27 protein-coding genes and 3 tRNA genes are annotated in these 24,773 nt (G+C 55.3%); 18 read left to right on the top strand and 12 right to left on the bottom strand.

The window, feature by feature from the left end:
- Positions 1–25 precede the first annotated feature (25 nt).
- Positions 26–1,147 (bottom strand): anhydro-N-acetylmuramic acid kinase, encoded by a 1,122-nt coding sequence (gene anmK, locus HFD94_RS06800; RefSeq protein ID WP_167423094.1) that lies wholly within the window; start codon positions 1,145–1,147, stop codon positions 26–28.
- A 282-nt stretch (positions 1,148–1,429) separates the two neighbouring features.
- Between anmK and slyB the strand changes: the two genes are divergently transcribed.
- Positions 1,430–1,897, top strand: a complete 468-nt coding sequence (slyB, locus tag HFD94_RS06795) for an outer membrane lipoprotein SlyB (protein WP_010245548.1) — start codon at positions 1,430–1,432, stop codon at positions 1,895–1,897.
- A 40-nt stretch (positions 1,898–1,937) separates the two neighbouring features.
- On the opposite strand, the gene slyA is transcribed toward slyB, so the two are convergent.
- Positions 1,938–2,375, bottom strand: coding sequence for a transcriptional regulator SlyA (gene slyA / locus HFD94_RS06790; protein WP_010245551.1), 438 nt, complete (start codon positions 2,373–2,375; stop codon positions 1,938–1,940).
- A gap of 150 nt (positions 2,376–2,525) precedes the next feature.
- Here slyA and HFD94_RS06785 point away from each other — a divergent pair, with 150 nt between their 5' ends.
- The 3 genes from HFD94_RS06785 to HFD94_RS06775 are packed head-to-tail and all read left to right on the top strand — an operon-like array spanning position 2,526 to position 5,622.
- Positions 2,526–2,762 (top strand): DUF1656 domain-containing protein, encoded by a 237-nt coding sequence (locus HFD94_RS06785; protein ID WP_010245554.1) that lies wholly within the window; start codon positions 2,526–2,528, stop codon positions 2,760–2,762.
- 5 nt (positions 2,763–2,767) lie between these two features.
- Complete coding sequence (locus HFD94_RS06780) at positions 2,768–3,625, top strand: HlyD family secretion protein (RefSeq protein WP_122888929.1); 858 nt, start codon at positions 2,768–2,770, stop codon at positions 3,623–3,625.
- Positions 3,622–5,622, top strand: a complete 2,001-nt coding sequence (locus tag HFD94_RS06775) for an FUSC family protein (RefSeq protein WP_122888930.1) — start codon at positions 3,622–3,624, stop codon at positions 5,620–5,622. The genes HFD94_RS06780 and HFD94_RS06775 overlap by 4 nt, the downstream gene beginning before the upstream one ends.
- Here the strand turns inward: HFD94_RS06775 and HFD94_RS06770 are convergent, their stop codons facing one another.
- From HFD94_RS06770 to HFD94_RS06755, 4 genes are all read right to left on the bottom strand, one after another.
- A complete protein-coding gene (locus HFD94_RS06770) occupies positions 5,623–6,090 on the bottom strand; it encodes a hypothetical protein (RefSeq protein WP_031590459.1) in 468 nt (155 codons plus the stop codon). It lies immediately after the preceding gene.
- A 130-nt stretch (positions 6,091–6,220) separates the two neighbouring features.
- Positions 6,221–6,739: a superoxide dismutase family protein gene (gene sodC, locus HFD94_RS06765; RefSeq protein WP_033767102.1), complete on the bottom strand. Its 519-nt coding sequence runs from the start codon at positions 6,737–6,739 to the stop codon at positions 6,221–6,223.
- Between the two features lie 84 nt (positions 6,740–6,823).
- Entirely contained in the window at positions 6,824–7,720 is an 897-nt protein-coding gene (locus HFD94_RS06760; protein ID WP_033757493.1) for an aldo/keto reductase family oxidoreductase, read from the bottom strand.
- Positions 7,721–7,788: 68 nt separating this feature from the next.
- On the bottom strand, positions 7,789–8,028 hold the full coding sequence (locus HFD94_RS06755; RefSeq protein ID WP_010245573.1) for a DUF1289 domain-containing protein: 240 nt from the start codon (positions 8,026–8,028) through the stop codon (positions 7,789–7,791).
- Positions 8,029–8,202: 174 nt separating this feature from the next.
- Between HFD94_RS06755 and HFD94_RS06750 the strand changes: the two genes are divergently transcribed.
- From HFD94_RS06750 to rnt, 4 genes are all read left to right on the top strand, one after another.
- Positions 8,203–8,799, top strand: a complete 597-nt coding sequence (locus HFD94_RS06750; protein ID WP_122888931.1) for a TetR/AcrR family transcriptional regulator — start codon at positions 8,203–8,205, stop codon at positions 8,797–8,799.
- Positions 8,800–8,849: 50 nt separating this feature from the next.
- Positions 8,850–9,947, top strand: coding sequence for an alkene reductase (locus tag HFD94_RS06745; RefSeq protein ID WP_010245578.1), 1,098 nt, complete (start codon positions 8,850–8,852; stop codon positions 9,945–9,947).
- 116 nt (positions 9,948–10,063) lie between these two features.
- The gene (gloA, locus tag HFD94_RS06740; RefSeq protein ID WP_010245580.1) at positions 10,064–10,471 is read left to right on the top strand and encodes a lactoylglutathione lyase; all 408 of its coding nucleotides are present in this window, start codon (positions 10,064–10,066) and stop codon (positions 10,469–10,471) included.
- 120 nt (positions 10,472–10,591) lie between these two features.
- Positions 10,592–11,260, top strand: a complete 669-nt coding sequence (rnt, locus tag HFD94_RS06735; protein ID WP_010245582.1) for a ribonuclease T — start codon at positions 10,592–10,594, stop codon at positions 11,258–11,260.
- A 43-nt stretch (positions 11,261–11,303) separates the two neighbouring features.
- Here rnt and HFD94_RS06730 read toward each other — a convergent pair whose 3' ends face one another.
- The gene (locus HFD94_RS06730) at positions 11,304–11,639 is read right to left on the bottom strand and encodes a Grx4 family monothiol glutaredoxin (RefSeq protein WP_181955354.1); all 336 of its coding nucleotides are present in this window, start codon (positions 11,637–11,639) and stop codon (positions 11,304–11,306) included.
- A gap of 365 nt (positions 11,640–12,004) precedes the next feature.
- Here HFD94_RS06730 and HFD94_RS06725 point away from each other — a divergent pair, with 365 nt between their 5' ends.
- Positions 12,005–12,802, top strand: coding sequence for a C40 family peptidase (locus HFD94_RS06725; RefSeq protein ID WP_010245589.1), 798 nt, complete (start codon positions 12,005–12,007; stop codon positions 12,800–12,802).
- A gap of 46 nt (positions 12,803–12,848) precedes the next feature.
- Here HFD94_RS06725 and HFD94_RS06720 read toward each other — a convergent pair whose 3' ends face one another.
- Entirely contained in the window at positions 12,849–12,938 is a 90-nt protein-coding gene (locus tag HFD94_RS06720) for a YnhF family membrane protein (protein ID WP_010245592.1), read from the bottom strand.
- A gap of 281 nt (positions 12,939–13,219) precedes the next feature.
- Between HFD94_RS06720 and purR the strand changes: the two genes are divergently transcribed.
- The gene (gene purR, locus HFD94_RS06715) at positions 13,220–14,245 is read left to right on the top strand and encodes an HTH-type transcriptional repressor PurR (RefSeq protein WP_010245595.1); all 1,026 of its coding nucleotides are present in this window, start codon (positions 13,220–13,222) and stop codon (positions 14,243–14,245) included.
- Here purR and punR read toward each other — a convergent pair.
- Positions 14,242–15,147 (bottom strand): DNA-binding transcriptional activator PunR, encoded by a 906-nt coding sequence (gene punR / locus HFD94_RS06710; RefSeq protein WP_010245598.1) that lies wholly within the window; start codon positions 15,145–15,147, stop codon positions 14,242–14,244. The genes purR and punR overlap by 4 nt on opposite strands.
- Before the next feature lie 107 nt (positions 15,148–15,254).
- On the opposite strand from punR, the gene punC reads away from it, so the two are divergent.
- Positions 15,255–16,457: a purine nucleoside transporter PunC gene (punC, locus tag HFD94_RS06705; RefSeq protein WP_122888932.1), complete on the top strand. Its 1,203-nt coding sequence runs from the start codon at positions 15,255–15,257 to the stop codon at positions 16,455–16,457.
- Between the two features lie 310 nt (positions 16,458–16,767).
- A complete protein-coding gene (cfa, locus tag HFD94_RS06700) occupies positions 16,768–17,916 on the top strand; it encodes a cyclopropane fatty acyl phospholipid synthase (protein ID WP_122888933.1) in 1,149 nt (382 codons plus the stop codon).
- Between the two features lie 336 nt (positions 17,917–18,252).
- On the opposite strand, the gene HFD94_RS06695 is transcribed toward cfa, so the two are convergent.
- Positions 18,253–18,912, bottom strand: coding sequence for a riboflavin synthase (locus HFD94_RS06695; protein WP_010670039.1), 660 nt, complete (start codon positions 18,910–18,912; stop codon positions 18,253–18,255).
- A 202-nt stretch (positions 18,913–19,114) separates the two neighbouring features.
- Between HFD94_RS06695 and HFD94_RS06690 the strand changes: the two genes are divergently transcribed.
- From HFD94_RS06690 to HFD94_RS06665, 6 genes are all read left to right on the top strand, one after another.
- Positions 19,115–20,488: an MATE family efflux transporter gene (locus tag HFD94_RS06690; protein WP_022625743.1), complete on the top strand. Its 1,374-nt coding sequence runs from the start codon at positions 19,115–19,117 to the stop codon at positions 20,486–20,488.
- A 152-nt stretch (positions 20,489–20,640) separates the two neighbouring features.
- A tRNA-Val gene (locus HFD94_RS06685) sits at positions 20,641–20,717 on the top strand.
- Positions 20,718–20,720: 3 nt separating this feature from the next.
- Positions 20,721–20,797, top strand: a tRNA-Val gene (locus HFD94_RS06680).
- Between the two features lie 11 nt (positions 20,798–20,808).
- Positions 20,809–20,885 (top strand) — tRNA-Val (locus HFD94_RS06675).
- A gap of 344 nt (positions 20,886–21,229) precedes the next feature.
- The gene (gene pykF, locus HFD94_RS06670; protein ID WP_010245613.1) at positions 21,230–22,642 is read left to right on the top strand and encodes a pyruvate kinase PykF; all 1,413 of its coding nucleotides are present in this window, start codon (positions 21,230–21,232) and stop codon (positions 22,640–22,642) included.
- 304 nt (positions 22,643–22,946) lie between these two features.
- Complete coding sequence (locus tag HFD94_RS06665; RefSeq protein WP_003853216.1) at positions 22,947–23,183, top strand: major outer membrane lipoprotein; 237 nt, start codon at positions 22,947–22,949, stop codon at positions 23,181–23,183.
- A gap of 81 nt (positions 23,184–23,264) precedes the next feature.
- Here the strand turns inward: HFD94_RS06665 and HFD94_RS06660 are convergent, their stop codons facing one another.
- Both HFD94_RS06660 and sufE read right to left on the bottom strand, forming a co-directional pair.
- Positions 23,265–24,290 (bottom strand): L,D-transpeptidase family protein, encoded by a 1,026-nt coding sequence (locus tag HFD94_RS06660; RefSeq protein ID WP_022625744.1) that lies wholly within the window; start codon positions 24,288–24,290, stop codon positions 23,265–23,267.
- A 56-nt stretch (positions 24,291–24,346) separates the two neighbouring features.
- Entirely contained in the window at positions 24,347–24,763 is a 417-nt protein-coding gene (gene sufE, locus HFD94_RS06655) for a cysteine desulfuration protein SufE (RefSeq protein WP_010245623.1), read from the bottom strand.
- Positions 24,764–24,773: the final 10 nt, after the last annotated feature.

Below are 24,773 nucleotides of genomic sequence, written 5' to 3'. Positions count from 1 at the left end.
GGGCAGATTGCCCCCGACTCCCCGCTTAGCGTCGGTAGAGTGAATTCGCCGGAAAGATTGCGCCAATCACGCTTTTTTCCCGTGCGCCCGTCACCGCAGGCAGATTGCCCGGCAGGCCGGAGAGCGTGCGGAAAGCCAGCCAGGCAAACGCCAGCGCCTCCATATCGTCACCACTGACACCCGCCGCATCGGTAGTCGTTACTTCCGTTCCCGGAAGATGCGCTGCCAGTCGTGCCATCAGCAGCGGATTGCGGCTGCCGCCGCCACACACCAGCAGACGGTCGCAGCCATCATTGAGTAACACCTGCTGCGTGATGGTGATGGCGGTCAGCTCGACCAGCGTAGCCTGCACGTCCTGCGCAGCCAGACCCGGGAAATAGCGCAGATGCTGCTCCAGCCAGCTGAGGTTGAAATGTTCGCGCCCGGTGCTTTTCGGCGGCGGCAACGCAAACCAGGGCTCACGTAGCAGCGCCTCCAGCAGTGCCGGAATCACCGACCCGCTGCGCGCCCACTGCGCATCTTTGTCATACGGCTGAGCCTGATTACGCCAGATCCAGGCGTCCAGCAGCATATTGCCGGGGCCGGTATCGAAGCCGCGCACCGGCTGACCCGGGATCAGCAGCGAGAGATTGGCGATGCCGCCAATATTCAGCACCATGCGGCGTTCAGTGGCATCCATCAGCAGCGCCTGATGAAAGGCAGGCACCAGCGGCGCGCCCTGCCCGCCCAGCGCCATATCACGGCGGCGGAAATCCCCTACCACGGTGACGCCGGTGGCCGCCACGATCTGATTATGATCGCCAATCTGCAGCGTATTGGGTGCGTCACTCTGCGGCTCATGCCAGACGGTCTGACCATGACAGCCAATCGCCGTGATATCGCTGGCTTCAAGCGATTCGCGCTTCATTAATGTCACTACCGCTTCAGCAAACAGCTGGCCGAGGCGGGTATCAAGCTGGCCGAGCTGCGACAGCGTCAGGGACTGTCCCTGACATATCGCCAGAATCGCCTGACGCAGTTCTGGTGGCATCGGATGGCAGTAGCTCGCCTGCTGCGCCACCATATTTTCATCAATGGCAGCCAGCACCACATCCACTCCATCCAGGCTGGTGCCTGACATTACCCCAATATAGCGTCCTGATTTCATAGCCATTCCTTACTTCCGGCGGGAAGTGCGATTCATCTGCGGTTAGCCTGACAAATAATGATCGCTAATTCTATGATTAAATTCTTTTTATCCAATCGTGCTGACTGATAACGTAATGGGACTATTTTTAGTCCACGATTGAATTATTGTTGATCCTGCATAGTCTATGCTTCGTCCAGCCGTGTTTTATTCGGACAGGGATTAATTTGCCAGGTTTGTGTCTTATACTGTGAGCAGGATACAGCGGTAAACGTGGCACCTTCTCGACTAAAGGAGTTTCAAATGATTAAGCGTGTAATTGTGGTCGCTCTGGCCGGTGTGATGCTGGCAGGTTGTAGCAATACCAGTACGCTGTCGGGTGATACCTACAGTGCCAGTGAAGCTAAGCAGGTGCAGAGCGTTTCGTACGGTACCTTAGTCTCAGTACGTCCGGTGAAAATCCAGGGCGGCGATGAGAGCAATGTCATCGGTGCTATCGGTGGTGCGGTGCTGGGTGGATTCCTGGGTAACACCATTGGCGGCGGCAGCGGACGTAGCCTGGCGACAGCCGGTGGTGCGGTTCTGGGTGGCGTAGCAGGCCAGGGCGTACAGGGCGCAGTCAATAAAACCGATGGCGTTGAGCTGGAAATCCGTAAGGATGATGGCAACACCATCATGGTGGTTCAGAAACAGGCCGCCACGCGTTACTCTGTTGGCCAGCGCGTTGTGATGGCATCCAACGGCAGCCAGGTGACGGTTTCACCTCGCTAATGAAGCTAAACAAAAAACCGACGCCTGGGCGTCGGTTTTTTTATTTCTCTTTATGCTGAAGTTCGAGAATGTTTTTCTCAAGCCGGGCGATCAGCGTCACCATCTGACTGATCTCTTCCCGACTGATGCCGGACAAAATGTCATCCCGCGTCTCATCAATCACACTCTCAACCTGTTCGATTATCGGCTCGGCCTGCTGCGTCAGCTTAATGCGCTTGGCACGACGATCGTTGGCGCAGGTCGAACGGGTGATTAATCCTTTCTCTTCCAGCTGATCCAGCGTGCGCACCAGCGAAGGCTGTTCAATACCAATCGCCTTGGCTAACTGAATCTGCGACTGTTCGGGCGGCAGTTGATGAATATTGTGCAACGTCACCCAGTGAGTCTGAGTCAGCTCAAGCGGCTTCAGCCGCTGATCAATCAACGCGCGCCAGATGCGCACCAGGCGAGATAAATCCGTTCCGAGGGGCGTATCCATTTCATCTCCTTATAATTAGCTTGCTAGCTATCAAGCCAGATTTTACACTATTCTGCGAGTTTACAGGACAAATTACAAATCCCGGACCAGGCCACGATAACGTGGCAGCGCTTTCACTCTGCTGTTTGGGTTAACGAAGGATGTTATCACGTGCTCACTCCTGCTTTTTCAGGTGCGAATCCGCTGACCGATCTGGTGGTGGGTGCCTCACTGTTTTTCCCGCCGATATTCAAAGCGGTGATCCTCGGCTTCTTTTTCTGGCTGCTGATCCACCCTCTGGTGCGTGGCTGGATCTACTCCGGCGATGTCTGGCATCCCACCCTGTTTGATCTCTCCCTGTTTGTGCTGTGCGTTACCGCCGCACTCTGGCTCATCGGTCACGGATAATCGATATGAAATTTAACGCGGTAAAATACTTCTCCACGCTGATTATGTTTGCCCTGGCGCTGCTGGCCGCTGGCTGGCTCTGGAACTACTACATGCAGTCGCCCTGGACCCGTGACGGGAAAGTACGGGCAGAGCTGGTGGATATCACGCCTCAGGTGTCGGGACGAATTACGCAACTGAAGGTCAAAGACAATCAGTTTGTGCATCAGGGCCAGCAGCTGTTAACGCTGGACCCGGTGCCGTGGCAGATCGCGCTCGACAATGCCGCCGCCCAGCTCAGCAAAGCGCAGGCGGATCTCGCGAAAGCGCAGCATGAATTTAACCGTCGCAGCAGCCTGCCGCGCAACATCATCTCCGCAGAGGACCTTGATGCCGCGCGATTAAGCGCCGGCGCGGCGGCCGCCAGCACCAAAGCGGCACAGGCGGAGTGGGAACGGGCGCGCTGGAATCTGCAGCAGACGACGCTGACCGCACCGGCGGATGGCTGGATCACCAATCTGACGCTGCGTCCCGGCAACTATGCCACCGCGGGTTCGCCTCTGTTTGCTCTGGTCGACAGCCACTCTTACTACGTAATGGGCTACTTCGAAGAGACCAAACTGCGCCATATTCACCCAGGCGCAGCGGCCCAGGTGGTGCTCTACAGCAATGGTATGCGGCTGCAGGGTCAGGTGGATAGCATTGGCCGCGCCATCTATGACCAGAGCATTGAGACCGACAGCGGCCTGGTGCCCGATATCAAACCCAACGTGCCCTGGGTGCGGCTGGCGCAGCGAGTGCCGGTGCGTATTCGTCTCGACCCGCTCCCTGCCGATGCAGACCTGGTGGCGGGAACCAGCTGCACCATCACCATCCAGCCATGAATTTTCAGTGGCTGGCCTGGGATCAACTGCCCTGGATTAAGGCTAACGCCGGCCAGTGGCGCTATGCGTTGCGCAACGCTATTGCGATGTGCCTGGCGCTGAGCATCGCCTACGGACTGGATCTGGATGAGCCCTACTGGGCAATGACCTCTGCCGCCGTGATTAGCTTTCCCACCGTCGGCGGCGCGATCAGTAAAAGTCTGGGGCGCATCGTTGGCAGTCTGATGGGGGCCAGCGCTGCGCTGCTGATCGCCGGACATACGCTTAATGAGCCGTGGCTGTTTACCTTTGCCATTGCCGGCTGGCTGGCGCTCTGTACCGGCATAGCGAACCACTACCAGAATAATGTTGCCTACGCCTTTTCGCTGGCGGGCTACACCGCCGCCATCATCGCCTTTAGCAGCGTTAACATCACCGATATCACCTCGCTATGGACCATCGCTCAGGCACGGGTTTGCGAGGTGATCTCCGGCATTCTCTGCGCCGGATTAATGATGATGGTACTGCCGAGTACCTCCGATGGTGAGACGCTGATTACCTCACTGAAACAGATGCATGCCAGGCTGCTGGAACATGCGGTATTACTGCTGCAGCCCTCAGCCAGCGAGACCATCCGGACCGCGCATGAAAATGTCATCAGCCAGATCCTGACCATGAATCTGCTGCGGATTCAGGCGTTCTGGAGCCACTACCGCTTTCGCCGACAGAACAACGTGCTGAACTATGTGCTGCACCAGCAGCTGCGACTCACCAGCGTGCTCTCCAGCCTGCGACGCATGCTGCTGAACTGGCCCGACGCGCCAGAGGCGCTGTTTGACGCGCTGCAACAACTGCTGGCGGAGCTGGCGAAACCGGCGTGTGATAAATATCGTCTGGCGCAAATCCTGCGCAGCGTGACCCCGGCAGCGGATGGCGACTACCGGCAGCGCGCTTTTTGTCAGCGGCTGCGCTACTTCTGCTGGATGTACCTCAACGTGCTGCGCTGGATCCGCCTGCTGGATCGCGCCGATGCCGACACCCGCTTTCAGCCACCGCCGGTTCCGGCGCTGGCGCGCGACAGTGACAGCGCCGAGGCGGGCTGGAGCGCCCTGCGTACCTTCTGCGTTATCGTGCTGGGCTGCGCCTTCTGGATCAATACGCAATGGTCTTCCGGTGCCGCCGCGCTCACCTTAACCGCCATTGCCTGTGTGCTCTACGCTTCATCACCCTCACCTGGCGGCAGCGTCACGCTGCTGCTGAAGACCCTGCTGTGGCTGTTTGCGTTTAGTTTTGTGATGAAGTTTGGGCTGATGGTGCAGATCAGTCAGCTGTGGCAGTTTTTGCTGTTTCTGTTCCCGCTGCTGGTGACGCTGCAACTCTTTAAGCTGCAGCAGAAACAGCGCGCCGGAATGTGGGGACAGTTCATCGTCTTTATGGGTTCGTTTATCGCGGTGACTAACCCGCCCACCTGGGATTATCAGGACTTCTTTAACGATAACATCGCCAAAGTCTGCGGGGTGCTGCTCGCCTGGCTGGCGTTCCAGATTCTGCGACCCAGCTCCGATGCGCGGCGCAGCCGACGGCATATCCGGGCGCTGCGGCTGGCGTTTCTCGATCAGCTGCGGCAGCGGCCCCGGCTCAGCGAGAGCCGCTTCGAATCGCAGATTTATCACCGTATCAGCCAGCTCAGTCACAGCCGGGATGAGCAGGCTCGCGTCTGGCTACTGCGCTGGGGCGTGGTGCTGCTCAACTGCTCGCATATCGTCTGGCAGCTGCGTGAATGGCGCGCCGGTTCAGCCGCACTGATGGGGTTTCGCGATCACTGCCTGCAAGACTTGCAGCAGATTATCAGCAGCCGCGGCGTGCGCCACAGCTCGCTGGATCGGATGCTGACGGAACTGGAGGAGACCATCACCGCGTTACTGGCACTGGAAAGCAATGAGGCCAGCGAGCTGGCGGGGATTATCTGGCGGTTACGCTGTTCACTGGCACAGCTGAAGCAGGCGGTGCCGGCGTGATCACTGGCAATATTGCTGCTGTTGCCGGTTAAAATCATCCTGCAGCTGTTGCAGCGTTTTATGGCCTTCGAAGCGGGTTTTATCCATTTCGGTCATCGGTTCAATCACCAGCACTTTCTCATCGGGTGAGAAGATAAACCGGCGTGTCAGTTCGGTACCGGTAAAACTCTGACCATGAATGCCACCGCACACCATAGTCATGGTGCGGCGATAAATAGTGCTATCCGTGAAATTGGTTTCGGTGGCGCTGCGAAAGACCTGATCGCAACCCTGCGCTTCCAGCTTATGCACCATGTTGCGGCTCAGCCATTCACGACCCTTCGCGATCTTTTCACAGGTGATACGCATTGGGTTGGTATCGATGGTGCGCTGCAGTTCGCGTCCGGTTTCGGTGACCAGTTGCGTATCATTGGGTTTATCGCATCCCACCAGCAGCAGACACAGCAGTAATGCGCCCTTGAATTTCATTTTCCTGCTCCTTTCCCCATCACGCTTTCTTACCTGAATCAATATCATAGGGGGGAAATGTCAGGGATGGTACAACAATTCATAAACAGGCAGGAGAAAAGCGGGCGGCCATCGCCTGCCGCCCGGAAACTCAGATGACACCGCAGGCGTAGCGTGCCCCGCCACCGCCAAGCGGTTTAGGATGGTCGGCATGATTGTCACCGCCGACGTGCACCATCAGCGCTTTGCCTTTGATCTCTTTTAACGATTTCAGACGCGGCGCCAGCACCGGATAAGTGGCGCTGCCTTTGTCATCGACATAGACCGCGGGCAGGTCGCCCAGGTGCCCCTCTGCATAAGGCCCCAGATGTTTGCCGCTGTTGGCTGGATCAAGGTGACCACCCGCCGCACCGGCGGCGACCACTTTGCCTTCAGACTCGCCCGGTTCACAGCTGCCTTTAGCATGAACATGGAAACCATGAATGCCCGGCTGAAGGCCCTGCAGATCCGGCGTGAACTGCAGACCATACTGTGTCTCGTCAATCTTAACGGTGCCCAGCGATTTCCCAATCCCTTCAGCGGTAACCTGATGGATCGTAACCTGCTCGCTGGCAGCCTGTGCTGAGCCGCAGGCGATCAGTGCGAATAGGGCAACTACTTTCATTTTCATGGTGACTCCATTTGCATACCAGGGTTTGAGATAAGTCTGGTCGCTGTTGCACTATTTTGCCGGAGATTGACGCAGTTTTACGCTTCAGGGCACATCAAATCCCAGCGCCGCCTTGCGAATACGGAACCACTGCTGACGCGACAGGGATAAGTTCAGTGCTCCGGCGGCTTCGCTGACCCGCGCCGTTTTACCTGAGCCGATGATTGGCAGCGGGCGCGATGGCAGCATCAGTATCCAGGCATAGACCACCTGCTCAAGGCTGGTGGCACCGGTTTCCTGCCGCACGGCTTCCAGTTCGTCTCGCAGCGGCTGGAAATGGGGATCGTTAAACAGGCGACCGCCACCCAGACAGGACCAGGCCATCGGACGAATACGCAGCTGCTGACACTGATCCAGCGATCCATCCAGCAGCACACTTTGCTGCACGGGTGAGATCTCCAGCTGATTTGTCACCAGCGAGAACGGCAGACGGGATTGCAGCAGGGAAAACTGTGATGGTGTGAAGTTAGAGACGCCAAAATGCAGAACCTTGCCGCTGTGATGCAGCGCCATAAAGGCTTCGGCCACCTCGTCAGCCTCCATCAGTGGATCGGGACGATGGATCAGCAGCAGGTCGAGACGATCGGTGTGGATATGGCGCAGTGAGTTTTCAGCACTCTGCAGGATATGACGTTTGTCGGTAATGTAGTGGCCTATCTGATGCTCAGGCTGGGCGCGGGTGGCGATGCCGCACTTGGTGACAATCTGTAGCTGGTCGCGCAAACCGGGTGCCAGTTTCAGTGCCTCGCCAAACGCCGCCTCACACTGGTAGTCACCGTAGATGTCCGCATGGTCAACGGTAGTGATGCCGAGCCTCACGTGGTGCTCAATAAAGGCGACCCGCTCCTGTGGCGACATCCCCCACTCCATCAGACGCCAGTACCCCATGACCAGCGGTGAAAAATCGGGCCCCTGTGAGGCGATGGCTTGCGGTTCTAACATGACGTTCTCCCTGTTGCGCGTTGGCTGAAATTAGCGTGTCAGAGAGTATAACGGAAAGCGCAAAGTCGTCAGAATAACTCCGGCTGTTGTGGCGCGTGTGGCTCCTCACCTTTCTGTTGCCGTTGCAGACGCTGACGCCGCTGCTGACAAAGACGAATGACCTCACGCTTTTGCGCATCGCTGAAGCGCAGCCAGTTGAACCGCTCATCGCGGCTGCGTAAACATCCCAGGCAGTAGCCGCGCGCATCAGTCTGGCAGATGCCGCGACAGGGGCTGGGAACCGGGAAAAACTCAAGCTGCTCGGCCACCACGCCTCCGGATTCACAGAATAAACAGTCCAGTAAAAAGCGTAGCCTGGTTGCGCAGGAAGTAAGCCACACCCGGTCAGAATTATCCTGTTCTTTGACTCAGGAGTGAACACTCTGTGCCAAATAGAGAGGGTTGCGTTGCATTAGACCGACTGGTCTACTAATCTCACTGCCATGAATAAGACGCTACAACGCAACGAAACCCGCGAACACCTGCTCCAGACAGGTGAGCAACTCTGTCTGCAACGCGGCTTTACCGGAATGGGCCTCAGCGAACTGCTGACGCAGGCGGCGGTGCCGAAAGGCTCCTTCTACTACTACTTCCGTTCTAAAGAGGCGTTTGGCGTGGCGTTACTGGAACGCTATTTTGCGCGTTTCCTGCAGGATGTGGCGTTGCAGCTTAACCAGACCGAAGGCACGCCGCGTGAGCGTCTGCTTAACCATTTTCGTGCTGCCGTTGATCTGTTTGTTCAGCAGGGCCACATCGTAGGCTGTCTGGGCGTCAAAGTCTCCGCGGAGGTGTGCGATCTCTCAGAGCCGATGCGTGATGCACTGCAGCAGGGTGCCGGAAAGATCACGGCACTCTACGCCCGGACCCTGATTGCCGCAGAGCAGCAGGAGTCGCTGAGCCTGCCGCAGCCCCCCACGCAGATGGCGGAATTGCTGTCGCTGCTGTGGCTGGGTGCCAGTCTGCAGAGCAAAATTTCCCGCGAGGCGCAGCCACTGCGTCTGGCATTGAGTACCATCGAACAGTGGCTTGAACGCCGCTGATTTTTAAAAAACACGTTTGTAGACGACTGGTCTACTAATCAGGAGCTATTATGGCGAGTACCCAGCTGTTTCGTCCGCTAAAAGTCGGTGCAATTACCGTCCCAAACCGCGTATTTATGGCACCGCTGACCCGTCTGCGCAGCATTGAGCCAGGCGACATCCCTACCCCGATGATGGCTGAATATTATCGCCAGCGCGCCAGCGCCGGTTTGATCATCACCGAAGCGACCCAGATCTCTTTCCAGGCGAAAGGCTATGCCGGTGCGCCAGGCTTACATACTCAGCCACAGATTGCAGCGTGGAAAGCGATTAACGAAGGCGTGCATCAGGCTGGCGGTCACACCGCAGTACAGTTATGGCACACCGGTCGTATCTCACATAACAGCGTGCAGCCGGAAGGCAAAGCACCGGTTGCGCCATCGGCGATTGCCGCTGGCACCCGTACCTCACTGCGTGCTGAAGATGGCAGCGTCTATCGCGAAGATACCTCAACGCCGCGTGAGCTGACAGTGCCAGAGATTAAGCAGATCGTGGCAGATTTTGGCCAGGCTGCGGCCAACGCGCGTGAAGCGGACTTTGACCTGCTTGAGCTGCACTCGGCGCACGGTTACCTGATGCACCAGTTCCTGGCACCAGGCTCAAACCAGCGTACTGATGAATATGGCGGCAGCATCGAAAAACGCGGCCGCTTTGCGCTGGAAGTGGTTGATGCGGTGATCGCTAACTGGTCAGCCGATCGCATTGGTATTCGCGTCTCACCTATCGGCAGCTTCCAGAATCTGGACAACGGCCCGGATGAAGAGGAAGCGGCGCTGTGGTATATCGGCGAGCTGGCAAAACGCAACATCGCCTATCTGCACCTCTCCGAGCCAGACTGGGCCGGCGGTCAGCCTTACACCGACGCTTTCCGTCAGAAAGTGCGTGATCTCTTCCCGGGTGCCATCATTGGTGCCGGTGCCTATACCGTTGAGAAAGCGGATGACCTGATTGGTCGCGGTCTGATCGATGCGGTTGCGTTTGGTCGCGATTACATTGCTAACCCGGATCTGGTTGAGCGTCTGCAGCAGGATGCCCCACTCAATCCACAGCGTCCGGAAAGCTTTTACGGCGGCGGCGCGGAAGGTTATATCGACTACCCGACGCTGTAACCGGTTCGGGCTGCCGTCCGGGATGATGACGGCAGCCATTATTCAATGGCGATTTTCATCGCTATACTTAGCGCCTGGGTCATCGGGCGATGGCGTTTTATTTAAAAGAGGATGTTATGCGTTTACTTCATACCATGCTGCGCGTTGGCGATCTGCAACGTTCAATCGATTTCTACACCCGTGTGCTGGGCATGCGCGTGTTGCGTCAGAGCGAAAACACCGAATACAAATATACCCTGGCATTTGTGGGCTACACCGACGAGAGCGAAGGTGCGGTGATCGAACTGACCTACAACTGGGGCGTCGATAAGTATGACCTCGGTGATGCCTATGGTCATATTGCGCTGGGCGTTGATGACGCAGCAGCGGCCTGCGAACGTATCCGCAAAGATGGCGGCAACGTGACGCGTGAAGCTGGCCCGGTTAAAGGCGGCTCCACCATTATTGCCTTTGTTGAAGATCCCGATGGATACAAAATCGAGCTGATCGAAAACAAAGATGCCGGTAACGGCCTCGGCAACTAAACCTGCCTGTCAGCCTGCCCGATCGGGTGGGCTGAATCCCCTTCTCTGCGCTTCATCTGCTGCACCCGGCCCCGTTTTTTGCCATAATACGCGCTGCCCTTTTTCTGCAACGAGATCCTGATGTCTGAATCGAATTCCCCTAATGCACTCAATCAACGTTTCCGTGGCTTCTATCCGGTGGTGATCGACGTTGAAACCGCAGGTTTCAATGCGCAAACCGATGCGTTACTGGAGATTGCCGCTATCACGCTGAAAATGGATGAAGAGGGATGGATTCAGATTGACCAGACGCTGCATTTCAACGTCGAACCTTTTGTCGGGTCGCTGCTGCATCCCGAAGCCCTGGCCTTTACCGGCATCGATCCCAGCAATCCGCTGCGCGGCGCGGTCAGTGAATATGAGGCGCTGCACGCCATTTTCAAAATGGTGCGCAAGGGCATTAAAGACAGCGGCTGCAATCGCGCCATTATGGTGGCACATAATGCCACCTTCGACCTGAACTTTATGTCAGCGGCGGCGGAACGAGCCAGCCTGAAGCGCAATCCGTTTCACCCGTTTGCCACCTTTGACACCGCGGCCCTGAGTGGACTGGTATTGGGTCAGACGGTGCTGGCGAAGGCCTGTATTGCGGCGGGAATGGAGTTTGACAGCACGCAGGCGCATTCGGCGCTCTATGACACTCAGCAGACGGCAACGCTGTTCTGCGAGCTGGTGAACCGCTGGAAACGGTTAGGCGGCTGGCCACTGCCCTTCGCGGAAGGCGATGCAGAAGCCACGACATCCGCATAAGGGATGCCGCAATGAAAAAGGCCGACGTGATGTCGGCCTTTTTTTATTCTGCTTCTTTAAATTTTTCTGAAGTCTCTTTGATCAGCGTCTGCAGTTCACCACGTTGTAACATCTCAACGATGATGTCGCATCCACCGACCAGCTCGCCATCAACCCACAGCTGCGGGAAAGTTGGCCAGTTAGCGAATTTCGGCATCTCGGCACGAATGTCCGGGTTCTGCAGAATATCCACGTAAGCAAAACGCTCACCGCAGGCTGACAGCGCCTGCACCGCCTGTGCAGAGAAACCGCAGCTTGGCAGTTTCGGGGAACCTTTCATGTACAGCAGGATCGGGTTTTCTGCGATCTGGCGCTGAATTTTTTCTACAGTACTCATAATTGCCTTCCTTAATTCGTCACATCGTGTTTGTTTATTGTAGCGACTTCGCAGCGTGACTGAAAACGAGATTTTGATCGCTGCCCGATTAAATCGCCATCATTGTTAAGTCCTGCTCCGGGACACCTGAATTCCTGATTATTAACAGCAGGTAACAGATTAATAATTCGTAATAATTTCGTTGATATAAGACGCTGAAAATGTTCATTTTCAGCACAATTGCGTGGGTTGCAAAGATTAATATTAAAAGGCATTACAGTTTTTAAAAGAACTGGACTAGAATGGCCTGGGCGCTGATCCTGGATCAGATTAATCTCAACTTTGTCGCGGTGCGTAGTGGCCCTGACAACTTAACTAATTAACGGACTATGCGTTTAATCATTACGTTTTTCATGCTGGCCTTTGCGCAACTGTTTTTCAACATCGCCGCTGCGTCGCCTCACGCGCCGGTGAACGTCAGTACGCATAAAGCAGAGAAAAAGAGTGCGCGCGACGATGAGCGTCGCAAGCGTCGCCCGGTCAAAACGGTGACGAAAAAGACTCGCCTCAGCCCGGTTCAAAAACTAAAAACAAAAAAACTGAAAAAAGTCGAACTCACCGCGAAACAGACGCCTGCTAAGAAGACCTCGCTAAAAACCGCCCGTCTCAGTAAGAACAAAGAGAAAAAACGTTATGGTCATCAGCGCCTGCTGAAAACCGCAGAGGTCACTACCAGCGAGACCGGCACGATTAAGATGAGCAAATCTCACCGTCAGCGCTACCAGAAGGCCCGCGAAACCGCGATGACCAAGCTGATGGGTCAGTTGGGTAAACCCTATCAGTGGGGCGGCACCTCTCCCCATACCGGTTTCGATTGCAGCGGCCTGGTCTGGTACGCCTATAAAGATCTGGTGAAGTTTAAGATCCCACGTACCGCTAACGAGATGTACCACCTGCGTGACGCCGCGCCGATCAAGCGTGAGTCGCTGGAGAAAGGCGATCTGGTCTTCTTCCGTATCAATGGACGCGGTACTGCGGACCATGTCGGCGTTTACCTGGGTGATGGCAAGTTTATCCAGTCGCCACGCACCGGCAAAGATATTCAGATCAGCGCGTTAGGAGAAGATTACTGGCAGCGCCACTATATTGGTGCCCGTCGGGTGATGACGCCGAAAACCATACGCTGAGCAGCAGAACAACCAGAAGAGAGCCGGGATAATCCCGGCTTTTTTATTAGTGCAGAATAGCGGTAAAACTAAAGGCCACAATCATCAGCAGACAGCCCGCGGTGGTCATTAAAGCCAGTTTAAGATCGGTACTCATTGCTTGCTCCTTAGTCACACAATCAGTAGGGGTATCGCATTTTCCCACAGGGCCCGGTAAAAATCTCGTTTTATCCGTTCAGCCTTGTTAGAATCCCGCCTTTGTTGCGCAACGCGCGCAACCCTGATTCCGTTTGCGCACGTTTTCAGGCGTTTTTACGCCGCCAGCGGCCTGTTTCCTGGCCAAGAAAGCTGCATTTTTGCGGAAAAAACCCTGAGCAGACGCAAACGTTTAACACTACGCTTATCATAGAGTTAGATAAGCACTGGAGTCCGATTTTCATGGCAACAATTAAAGATGTGGCGAAACGCGCTGGCGTCTCAACGACCACCGTTTCGCACGTCATCAATAAAACCCGCTTTGTGGCTGAAGAGACGCGCAACGCGGTCTGGCAGGCGATTAAAGAGCTGCACTACTCGCCGAGCGCCGTGGCGCGCAGCCTGAAAGTGAACCACACCAAAACGCTGGGCCTGCTTGCCACCTCCAGCGAAGCGCCCTATTTCGCTGAAATTATCGAAGCGGTTGAAAATCACTGCTTTGACAAAGGCTATACGCTGATTCTGGGTAATGCGCATAACGATCTGCAAAAACAGCGCGCCTATCTCAGCATGATGGCGCAGAAACGCGTCGATGGGCTGCTGGTGATGTGCTCTGAATATCCGGACGATCTGCTGCAGATGCTGGAAGAGAACCGCAATATCCCGATGGTGGTGATGGACTGGGGCGAGTCGCGCGCCGACTTCACCGACACGGTACTGGATAATGCTTTCCAGGGCGGCTATCTGGCGGGACGCTATCTGATTGAACGCGGACACCGGGATATTGGTGCTATCCCCGGTCAGATGGAGCGTAACACCGGTGGCGGACGTCATGCCGGTTTCCTGAAGGCGATGGAAGAAGCGGGTATTCAGCCACGCGCCGAGTGGATTGTGCAGGGTGACTTTGAGCCGGAGTCGGGCTATCAGGCGATGCAGCAGATCCTGTCGCAGAAGCAGCGTCCCACGGCGGTGTTCTGTGGCGGTGACATCATGGCGATGGGCGCGATTTGCGCCGCCGACGAGATGGGTTTACGCGTCCCCCAGGATATTTCGGTGATCGGCTATGACAATGTGCGCAACGCCCGTTATTTTGCACCGGCCCTGACCACAGTGCATCAGCCTAAAGCCCAGCTGGGTGAGAAAGCGCTGGAAATGCTGCTGGACCGCATTACCAGTAAACGCGAAGTGTCACAAACGATTGAGGTCCATCCCACGCTGATTGAGCGCCGTTCCGTGGCCGATGGCCCGTTCCGCGACTATCGCCGTTAATGCTCGCTTAACCACTCCTGATTAAGCGTTTGCGCATCACCCAGATAGCTGAGCAACCAGCCTGTTGCCGGTGATGCGCGATCTTCTGCCCAGCTGACGCAGCATGGACTGTCCGGAAACGCCACCGGCAGCGTCAGTTCTACCAGCTCGCCGCTGTCGAGCAGTGGCCTGGCCAGGTGACCGGGCACCATCGCCACACACAATCCCGCCTGCACGCACTCCAGCCCGGTTTGCCACTCCGGCACCACCAGCCGGCGCTGGTTATCCAGCGTCCATGTCATACGACGCGGCAGTGCGCGAGAAGTATCTTCCAGCACCAGGGAGGGCCAGCTCCGCAGCGTGTCATCATCTATCTGGCTCGCCTGTGTCAGAGGATGGTCGGGCGCAACCACGCAGCGCCAGTTAAGTGTGCCCATATCCCGAAAAGCAAAACGTCCGCCCACCGGTATCGCCTGAGTGGCACCAATCGCCACTTCCACCCGGCCATCGGCCAGCGCATCCCAGACGCCGTTAAAAACTTCATAGCTGATGATCAGCTCCATATCGGGAAAGTGGCGATAGAAATCTTTGACCAGTTGTCGGGTGCGCTGAGGTTTAGCGATACGGTCAACGGCTATGCTTAGCTGGCCGCGCCAGCCGTTAGCCAGCTGCTGACACTGTCGCCGGGTGGCAAGCATTTTTTTGATGACGCTGCGCCCTTCCCGGACAAAATGCTCACCCGCCGGGGTCAGAACCACTTCGCGATGCTGCCGTTCAAACAGCGGTACCGCCAGCCAGTTTTCCAGCTGACGCACCGTATAGCTGATGGCAGAAGGCACCCGATGTAACTCCTGCGCGGCGGCGCTGAAGCTCCCCCCACGGGCGACAGCGTCAACCACTTCTAATGCATATTCTGACCACATAATCTGCCTTCAAAAATTTTAACAGCAATCGGCAAATATTACCGTTTCACAGCAGCAAACGCACCTTTTACACTCTGCCGCGTTTATCCTGCAAAAATGAGAATCAGATGCTGTCGAATAAAGGGTTTATGCCCTACCTTGCCCTGCTGAGCATGCTGGGCTTTTTAGCCACTGATATGTACCTGCCCGCCTTTGGTGCGATGCAGCAAACCTTTAACACTTCACCCGGTCTGATCAGCGCCAGTATGAGTCTCTTCCTGGGCGGCTTCGCCGTGGGTCAGCTCTTCTGGGGACCGCTTTCCGATCGCATCGGTCGTAAACCGGTGCTGCTGTCCGGACTGGCCATGTTTGCCGCTGGCTGCGCAGGCATGCTGTGGGTGAATGATATCTATCTGATGCTGGCGCTGCGTTTTGTCCAGGCGATTGGCGTCTGTGCCGCTGCCGTAAGCTGGCAGGCGCTGGTGGTGGATCGCTACCCTGCAGCGCGCGCTAACAAAGTCTTTGCCACCATTATGCCGCTGGTTGCGCTCTCTCCGGCGCTGGCTCCGCTACTGGGTGCCTGGCTGATCGGCCACTTCCACTGGCGTTCGATTTTCCTGGTGCTGACCCTGATTGCGGTGGCGTTGATTCTGACCACGCTGCGTCTGCCCACCGTGCGCAAGGCCGCGGGAGAAAAAGGTGCGCAGCCCGGCTTTTTCACGCTGCTTAAATCACGGGTCTACAGCGGCAACGTGCTGATCTACTCCGCCTGCTCAGCCAGCTTCTTTGCCTGGCTGACCGGATCGCCCTTTATTCTGGCGGATCTGGGTCTGTCGCCCGCCGATATCGGTCTGAGTTATGTGCCCCAGACGCTCGCCTTTTTAATTGGTGGCTTCGGCTGTCGCACCCTGCTCAACCGCTTTAACGGCGCACAATTGCTGCCCTGGCTGCTGGCCGTCTACAGCCTGAGCATTCTGGCGCTGTTTGCTGTTGCGCTTGCTGGCAGCAGCACGCTGGTGAGTCTGATGGTACCGTTCTGCGGTATGGCGCTGGCTAACGGCGCGATCTATCCGATTGTGGTGTCCAGTGCGCTGATGCCCTTCCCAACCGCTACCGGTAAAGCCGCCGCGTTGCAGAATACACTGCAGTTAGGACTCTGTTTCGCTGCCAGCCTGGCAGTGTCGGCCGGTTTAACGCAGCCGCTATTTACCACCACACTGATGATGACGGTGACAATTGTGCTGGCGCTGTTGGGTTACGCCATGCAGCGTGCCGCAAGCGCACAAACTGTTGTTGCCTCTGCGCAAACTGCCTGCCAGGATAATCAGTGACACACTGACTTTTTAGTTAGCGCCCTAACAATAAGTTATTGAATATTGACCCGCGTGAGCATATACTCATCCGGGTCAACAAATCTGTAATAAATCAACAATATAATAACGTAATAATCTGATTGGCACCCTGCTGCCGGGACGGTATTCGCGCGCGTTATTCTCACCTTACCCGACCTGCTGCAGGCTGTTCCAGTCCTCTGTATCACACAGATAACCGGTTTGCGGAGCCATCCGCATCGTTTCTCATTGCCTGAATAAATTGGCTACTCTTTGTTCAGGTTCAGATTGGACAGGTGGTGGAAAATCTATGAGTTCATCTTATGCAGAAGAAGTGAGCCTCGAAGAAAACCATTGGTATCGCATCGTTCATGAACTGCTGGAAAAAGCGGATATCGAAATTAATGGTTCACGTCCCTGGGATATTCATATTAATCATCCTGGTTTTTTTAAACGTGTTCTGCAGGAGGGCTCTCTTGGGCTCGGTGAGAGCTATATGGATGGATGGTGGGAGTGTGACCGGCTGGATATTTTCTTCCACCAGGTACTTAAACATAAACTCGATCAGCAGCTGCCTCATCACTTCAAAGATACGCTGCGCATTGCCGCCGCACGCTTAACCAATCTGCAGTCAAAAAAACGGGCGTGGATTGTCGGTAAAGAGCATTACGACCTGGGCAACGACCTCTTTTCACTGATGCTCGATCCCTATATGCAATACTCCTGTGGCTACTGGAAAAAGGCGACGACACTGGCGACGGCGCAGGAAGCCAAGCTGGATATGATCTGCCGTAAATTAGCGCTGGAACCCGGAATGTCACTGCTGGATATCGGCTGTGGCTGGGGCGGACTCGCGGAATTTGCCGCACGTTATTATGGCGTTAAAGTGCATGGCGTGACGATTTCCGCCGAACAACAGAAACTGGCGCAGCAGCGCTGCAGCGGATTAGACGTCACGATTCTGTTGCAGGATTATCGCGATCTGAATGAGCAGTTTGATCGTATTGTGTCGGTGGGTATGTTTGAACATGTCGGACCGAAAAATTACGCGACCTATTTTGACGTGGTCGATCGTAATTTAAAGCCTGACGGTATTTTCCTGCTTCACACCATCGGCGCAATCAAAACTGATATGAGTGTCGATCCCTGGATCGATAAATATATCTTCCCCAACGGCTGCCTGCCTTCGGTGCGCCATGTGGCCGATGCCAGCGAGCCCCATTTTATTCTGGAAGACTGGCACAATTTCGGCGCAGATTACGACAAAACACTGATGGCCTGGCATGAACGCTTTTTGCAGGCCTGGCCGGAGCTGGCCGATAAATATGGCGAACGCTTTAAGCGTATGTTCTCCTATTATCTGAATGCCTGTGCCGGTGCCTTCCGGGCGCGTGATATTCAGCTGTGGCAGATCGTGTTCAGTCGCGGCGTTGAGGGGGGATTACGGGTGGCGCGGTAGGGGTTAAAAAGCGGGCAATTAAGAAGGCGCTGCCCCGGCTGAACACTTGAAAAGAAGGGCCTGTTTTGCTTTAACAGGGAGCGTTGCGCAAGGAACAGGGTCAGATCGGAAAGTCGCAAAACCTGTCATCCCTGACACGCGCGGCCCACGCGATTACGCACCTCATCCCTGAGGTGCGCCCGTTGCCGGGCCAACGCGTTGCGTTGTTCAAAAACGCTCCTGACGTTTTTGTCCATGGCGTGGGACGCTTTCCTCTTCTGACCCGGCGCCCTGCGCTTTTATAATGCTGACAGAGTAAAACCGATTGGGCTGTCTGCGGTGCTTACGCGCCTTTTATTAACTCTCTGTCGTTGACTGGCCGGTCAGCATGCTCATCGCCGCCGCGGCATCGCGCTGTGCTAATACCCGCTCAACAGTCTCCACGATTGCCTGCGTGTGCGGATCGATTTCAATATTCACCCGGTCGCCAAAGGTCTTCGCCCCCAGCGTGGTACGCTCCAGCGTTTCCGGGATCAGATAGACGCAGAACTTAGTCTTAGTCACATCGCCTACCGTCAGGCTGATACCGTCGATGCCGACAAACCCTTTATGCAGAATATATTTCATCTGCGCCGCATCCTGGATTTTAAACCAGACTTCGCGGTTATGTTCTGACTGGATAATCTTGCAGATTTCAGCGGTGGTCATAATATGACCAGACATCAGGTGTCCGCCTATTTCATCGCTGAATTTCGCTGCACGCTCAATATTGACCACATCGCCCTGACGTAAATCGCCAAGGTTAGTCACCCGCAATGTCTCTTTAATTAAATCAAAACTGACGCGGTCGCCTTCAATTGCCGTTACGGTTAGACAGCAACCGTTATGGGCTACGGATGCGCCCAGCGCCAGACCCGGTAAGAGCTCTTCCGGCAGGCGGACAGTGTGGGTGCGAAACAGTTCTTTCTCTTCAATGGACACGATTTCTGCGGTGCCCTGCACAATACCGGTAAACATAGTCTTTGCCTCTGCGAAGTTTACGCTAGTTTATCACAGCTCAGGTCGGCTGTTAGATTTCAGCCCGCACCGCCGCTTTATAGCGGAGCAAACCGCATTGTGTGACAAAGATTGGCGAATTCTGTTACGCCAGTTACACTAGCTCGCGAAATTCCCCGGGCTTCCTGCCCCTTTTAATTCATTCAATAAGTCAGGTGTTAACGTGCAGAAGTATTTAACAGAAGCGCGTCAATTGCTGGCCCTTGCGATTCCGGTCATCCTTGCTCAGGTGGCTCAAACCGCAATGGGATTTGTGGATACCATTATGGCCGGCGCAGTCAGCGCCACGGATATGGCCGCCGTTGCTGTCGGCACCTCTGTCTGGCTACCGGCCATCCTGTTTGGTCATGGTCTTCTGCTTGCATTGACGCCCACCGTTGCGCAACTCAATGGTTCTGGCCGCCGCGAACGCATCGGTGAACAGATCCGCCAGGGATACTGGCTCGCCTTTTTCGTCTCCCTGCTGATTATGGTGCTGTTGTGGCATGCCGGTTATCTTATCCGGGCGATGCATGACATCGATCCAGTGCTGGCGCTGAAGGCAGAAGGCTATCTGCATGCCCTGCTGTTCGGCGCGCCTGGCTACCTCTTCTTCCAGGTGCTCCGCAATCAATGCGAGGGGCTGTCGAAAACCAAACCCGGCATGGTGCTGGGCTTTTTAGGCCTGATGTTCAACATCCCGCTCAACTATGTCTTTATCTATGGCCACTTCGGCATGCCTGCTCTGGGCGGTGTCGGCTGCGGCGTGGCGACCGCCTCGGTCTACTGGGTGATGTTTATCTGCATGCGCTTCTGGGTGCGCCGGATGGGTAGCATGCGCGATATCCGTATGGAGAGCCGCTGGTCACCCCCTTCCCGTCCGATTCTGAGCCGCCTGATGACGCTGGGATTGCCGGTGGCGCTGGCACTCTTCTTTGAGGTCACGTTGTTCGCCGTGGTCGCCCTGCTGGTTTCGCCACTGGGCATCGTTAACGTGGCCGGCCACCAGATTGCGCTCAATTTCAGTTCACTGATGTTTGTATTGCCGCTGTCGCTGGGTGTCGCGACCACCATCCGCGTCGGTTATCGTCTGGGCCAGGGCTCCACCGAGCAGGCACGGGTCGCGGCCTGGACCGCACAGGGTGTAGGCATCAGCATGGCGGCGCTAACCGCCATTTTTACCGTGACGTTCCGTCATCAGATTGCCCTGCTCTATAACGACAACCCTGAAGTGGTGACGCTGGCGGCACAGCTGATGCTGCTGGCGGCAATTTATCAGTTCTCAGACTCGATACAGGTGATTGGCAGCGGGATCCTGCGCGGTTATAAAGATACGCGGTCGATTTTTTTTATTACCTTTATCGCTTACTGGCTGCTGGGGCTGCCCGCCGGTTATCTGCTGGCGCTGACCGACTGGGTGGTGCCGCGCATGGGACCTGCGGGCTTCTGGTGCGGCTTTATTATCGGCCTGACCTCGGCTGCGGTGATGATGATCTGGCGCATCAGACGCTTACAGCAATCTCCGGCGGAGATTATCCTGACGCGTGCAGCGCGATAACGTTCGAGGCGGGTCATTCATGGCCCGCAATGACGAAAAAAACGACGGTTAGCACAGTTGCTGTGCAGTCATGGCGAAAAAACTATTTTCCCCTTGCCAGCCTCACACGCTGCCGTTAATATTCGTCCCCGCTGTCGCCCTGACAGCATGTTGCGCTCTTAGCTCAGTTGGTTAGAGCACCACCTTGACATGGTGGGGGTCGATGGTTCGAGTCCATTAGAGCGCACCAAGTGCGTCCGTAGCTCAGTTGGTTAGAGCACCACCTTGACATGGTGGGGGTCGGTGGTTCGAGTCCACTCGGACGCACCAATATTCAGTATGCGCTCTTAGCTCAGTTGGTTAGAGCACCACCTTGACATGGTGGGGGTCGATGGTTCGAGTCCATTAGAGCGCACCACTTTCAGAATTCCTTCAGCTTGCGCAACTCCACTTTTATTGATCTGCATCGCTTCCCCCTTCTGCTTTTTGATTGGTTTTCGCATACTTAGCGTCTATACTGTCCCGCGTTGCTTACTTGAAAGGTTTCAGCGATCACGTGCTTACTGCGATAACTCAAATGATTTGCGCAACAACAGCGTGGTGGTTACCAACCGTAACCGCACAACTTCCCTGCACGCCTGGCCTTCGTCACCTATTCTTACTCAGTACTGCCCATTTCAGTCTCAATCAGAAATTTCACTTCGATGCGCTGCCATCGGATTCCGCCCTTATTCATCCATCACAACTTACAGAAAATCCGTCATGAAAAAGACTAAAATCGTTTGTACAATCGGCCCGAAAACCGAATCCGAAGAGATGCTGACTCAGCTGCTTGAAGCTGGCATGAATGTTATGCGTCTTAACTTCTCTCACGGCGACTACGCTGAGCATGGCCAACGCATCACCAACATGCGTGCCGTTATGCAAAAAACCGGCCGTCAGGCCGCTATTCTGCTGGATACCAAAGGCCCTGAAATCCGCACCATGAAACTGGAAGGCGGCAACGATGCGGCTCTGAAAGCGGGTCAGACCTTTACCTTTACTACAGACCAGAGCGTGATTGGCAACAGCGAGCGCGTTGCGGTGACCTACCCGGGTTTCACTGCTGACCTGAAAATCGGCAACACGGTGCTGGTCGATGATGGCCTGATTGGTATGGAAGTGACCGAAGTCACTGAAAATACCGTGGTGTGTAAAGTCCTGAACAATGGCGATCTGGGCGAAAACAAAGGCGTTAACCTGCCAGGCGTCTCTATCCAGCTGCCAGCACTGGCCGAAAAAGATAAGCGCGACCTGATTTTTGGTTGTGAGCAGGGCGTAGACTTCGTCGCCGCCTCTTTCATCCGTAAACGTTCAGACGTGCTGGAAATTCGCGAGCACCTGAAACAGAACGGCGGCGAGCATATCCAGATCATCTCCAAAATCGAAAACCAGGAAGGCCTGAACAACTTCGACGAAATCCTCGAAGCCTCAGACGGCATCATGGTTGCGCGTGGCGATCTGGGCGTTGAGATCCCGGTTGAAGAAGTGATCTTCGCGCAGAAGATGATGATCAAAAAATGTAATAAAGCACGCAAAGTGGTCATCACGGCTACCCAGATGCTCGATTCCATGATCAAGAATCCGCGCCCTACCCGCGCAGAAGCCGGTGACGTGGCAAACGCCATTCTTGACGGTACCGATGCTGTCATGCTGTCAGGTGAGAGCGCCAAAGGCCGTTATCCGCTGGAGTCGGTCACCATCATGGCGACCATCTGTGAGCGTACCGATCGCGTGATGAAGTCCCGCATCGACAGCCAGAGTGATAACCGCAAAATGCGTATCACAGAAGCCGTCTGCCGTGGTGCGGTAGAGACCGCTGAGAAGCTGGAAGCGCCACTGATTGTGGTTGCTACTGAAGGGGGTAAATCTGCTAAAGCCGTACGTAAATACTTCCCGAACGCGACCATCCTGGCGCTGACCACCAATCCGATGACTGCCCGTCAGCTGATCCTGAGCAAAGGGATTGAGACACGTCTGGTGACTGAGATCGCTTCAACCGACGATTTCTATCGTCTGGGTAAAGAAGCGGCGCTGGAAAGTGGCTACGGCCAGAAAGGCGATGTCGTGGTGTTGGTGTCAGGTGCATTAGTACCAAGCGGAACTACCAACACCGCTTCTGTACACGTTCTGTAAAACGCTCTCTGACCATTATTTTGAAGCGCCTTTATCGGGCGCTTTTTTTTATTTCTACTTAAACCAAATGTCAGAAAATTCCAATCGAAAATAACTATTCAAATACTCTTAATATTAAGGTTAATCCGATTAAATCTCTCTGTTTTCGCTAAATTTTTTTATCATATTCTGTGATTCGCTGCTTCTTTGAGCGAACGATCAAATTTAAGCATCTTCTCATCAAAAATTTATTCTCAACTTAAAAAGCTTTGTGTAATACTTGTAACGCTACATGGAGATTAACTCAATCTAGAGGGTATAAATAATGAATCGTACTAAACTGGTACTGGGCGCGGTAGTTCTGGCTTCAACTATGCTGGCTGGTTGCTCAAGCAACGCTAAAATCGACCAGCTGTCTTCAGACGTTCAGACTCTGAACGCTAAAGTTGACCAGCTGAGCAACGACGTGAACGCAGTGCGTTCAGACGTTCAGGCTGCTAAAGATGACGCAGCACGCGCTAACCAGCGTCTGGACAACCAGGCTCACTCTTACCGTAAGTAAGAGTTCTGGTTTAAAAATGGCGCCTTTATGGCGCCATTTTTTTTGCTCCGAATTCAGTGCCCTTCACAGGCACTTATCCGGTCAGGGCTGAACCGCGTTGCCCTCAGCCTGTGTCACCGGGCTATCAGCCCCCACAGATGCGCTCTCCAGCCCCGCAGGCGGCACGGTATCACTCTGCACCGGCTCCCCACTGCTGACCAGCACAGGCATGCCTGAGCGTCGCGCTAAGCTTGTTTTAATTAGCGCACTATCACTCTTCTCACTTTTCATAAACTGCTTCACTCCGGCAGTGAGTGCAATCGGCATGGTCTGTGGATCGTCCTTGTCGTTGCGTGACAGCGGCTGATGCACTTCCACGTAGCGTTTCCCATCCGGCTCTACAGCGTACTTCACCGGCTGATTGATGATCTGTACCCGCGTCCCTTTCGGGGCTGAGTTAAACAGCGCTTCGATATCTTCTGAACGCAGACGGATGCAGCCTGAACTGACGCGCATGCCGATGCCGAATTTCGCATTAGTGCCATGGATCAGATACTGGCCGGTGCCGCGCGCCAGACGCATGGCAAACTGCCCCATCGGGTTATCCGGTCCGGCGGGGACCACGCCAGGCAGCGTAATGCCCTCTTTGGCGTAGCGTTTGCGGATGTTCGCCGTGGGCGTCCAGGTGGGATTAGGGATCTTCTGGCTGATCTGCGTCACCATCACTGGCGTGGCCGCACCCAGCTGGCCAATGCCGATGGGATAGACAATGACCTTATCCTCCCCTTTGGGATAGTAATAGAGACGAAGCTCGGCCAGATTCACCACAATCCCTTCGCGCGGCGTATCGGGCAGGATCATCTGCAGCGGCACCGTCAGCTGGGTGCCCGCTTTGGGCAGCCAGGGATCGGTACCGGGATTTGCCTCCAGCATGCTCAGCAGGCCGACCTGGTAGCGCGCCGCAATTGCTTCCAGAGGTTGTTTATTGTCAGGAACCTGAGTCAGGACGTTTTCGCCAATCAGGCGACTGTCAGGTGGTGGCAGCGGATATTCGGTGGCGAACGCGGGTGCAGAGAGCCCAAAGCAGGTCAGCAGCAATGCACCGGCTAAACGTAAAGCAGGTTTCATGCAATTTTCTCGTCAGATAAAAAAACAGACGCCGGATGGCGTCTGTGGAGTGTAACTTAGCTGAGGTTCTGAGCGGTATGGCGAATAGACCGAATCATCGCCTCCAGCCCCTGCGACCGGGTGGGCGTCAGGTGCTGCATCAGTGCCAGTTCGCCAAACCAGTGGCGCACATCCAGCGCCAGGATATCGGCGGGCGGCAGGTTCTGATAGAGGCTAAATACGATAGCAATCAAACCTTTAACGATAGCGGCATCGCTGTCGCCTTCAAACGCAATGGAACCATCCGCCTGCGGGGTCATTCTGATCCACACCTGACTCTGACAACCCGAAATCACGTTCTCCGGCTGGTGTAAGGTTTCAGAAGATTCCGGAAGCTTTGAACCCAGCTCAATAATGTAGAGGTACTTCTCTTCCCAGTTAGCACAACGGTTGAAGTTGCGAACCAGTTTCTCTTTTTCAGGCAAATTCGCCATCAGTGACTCC

Origin of the sequence: Pantoea sp. EKM20T (assembly GCF_011800485.1) — a bacterium.
Classification (GTDB): domain Bacteria; phylum Pseudomonadota; class Gammaproteobacteria; order Enterobacterales; family Enterobacteriaceae; genus Pantoea; species Pantoea agglomerans.
The sequence above is the reverse complement of the archived record's forward strand: the minus strand, read 5'-3'. Positions and strand labels throughout refer to the sequence as shown.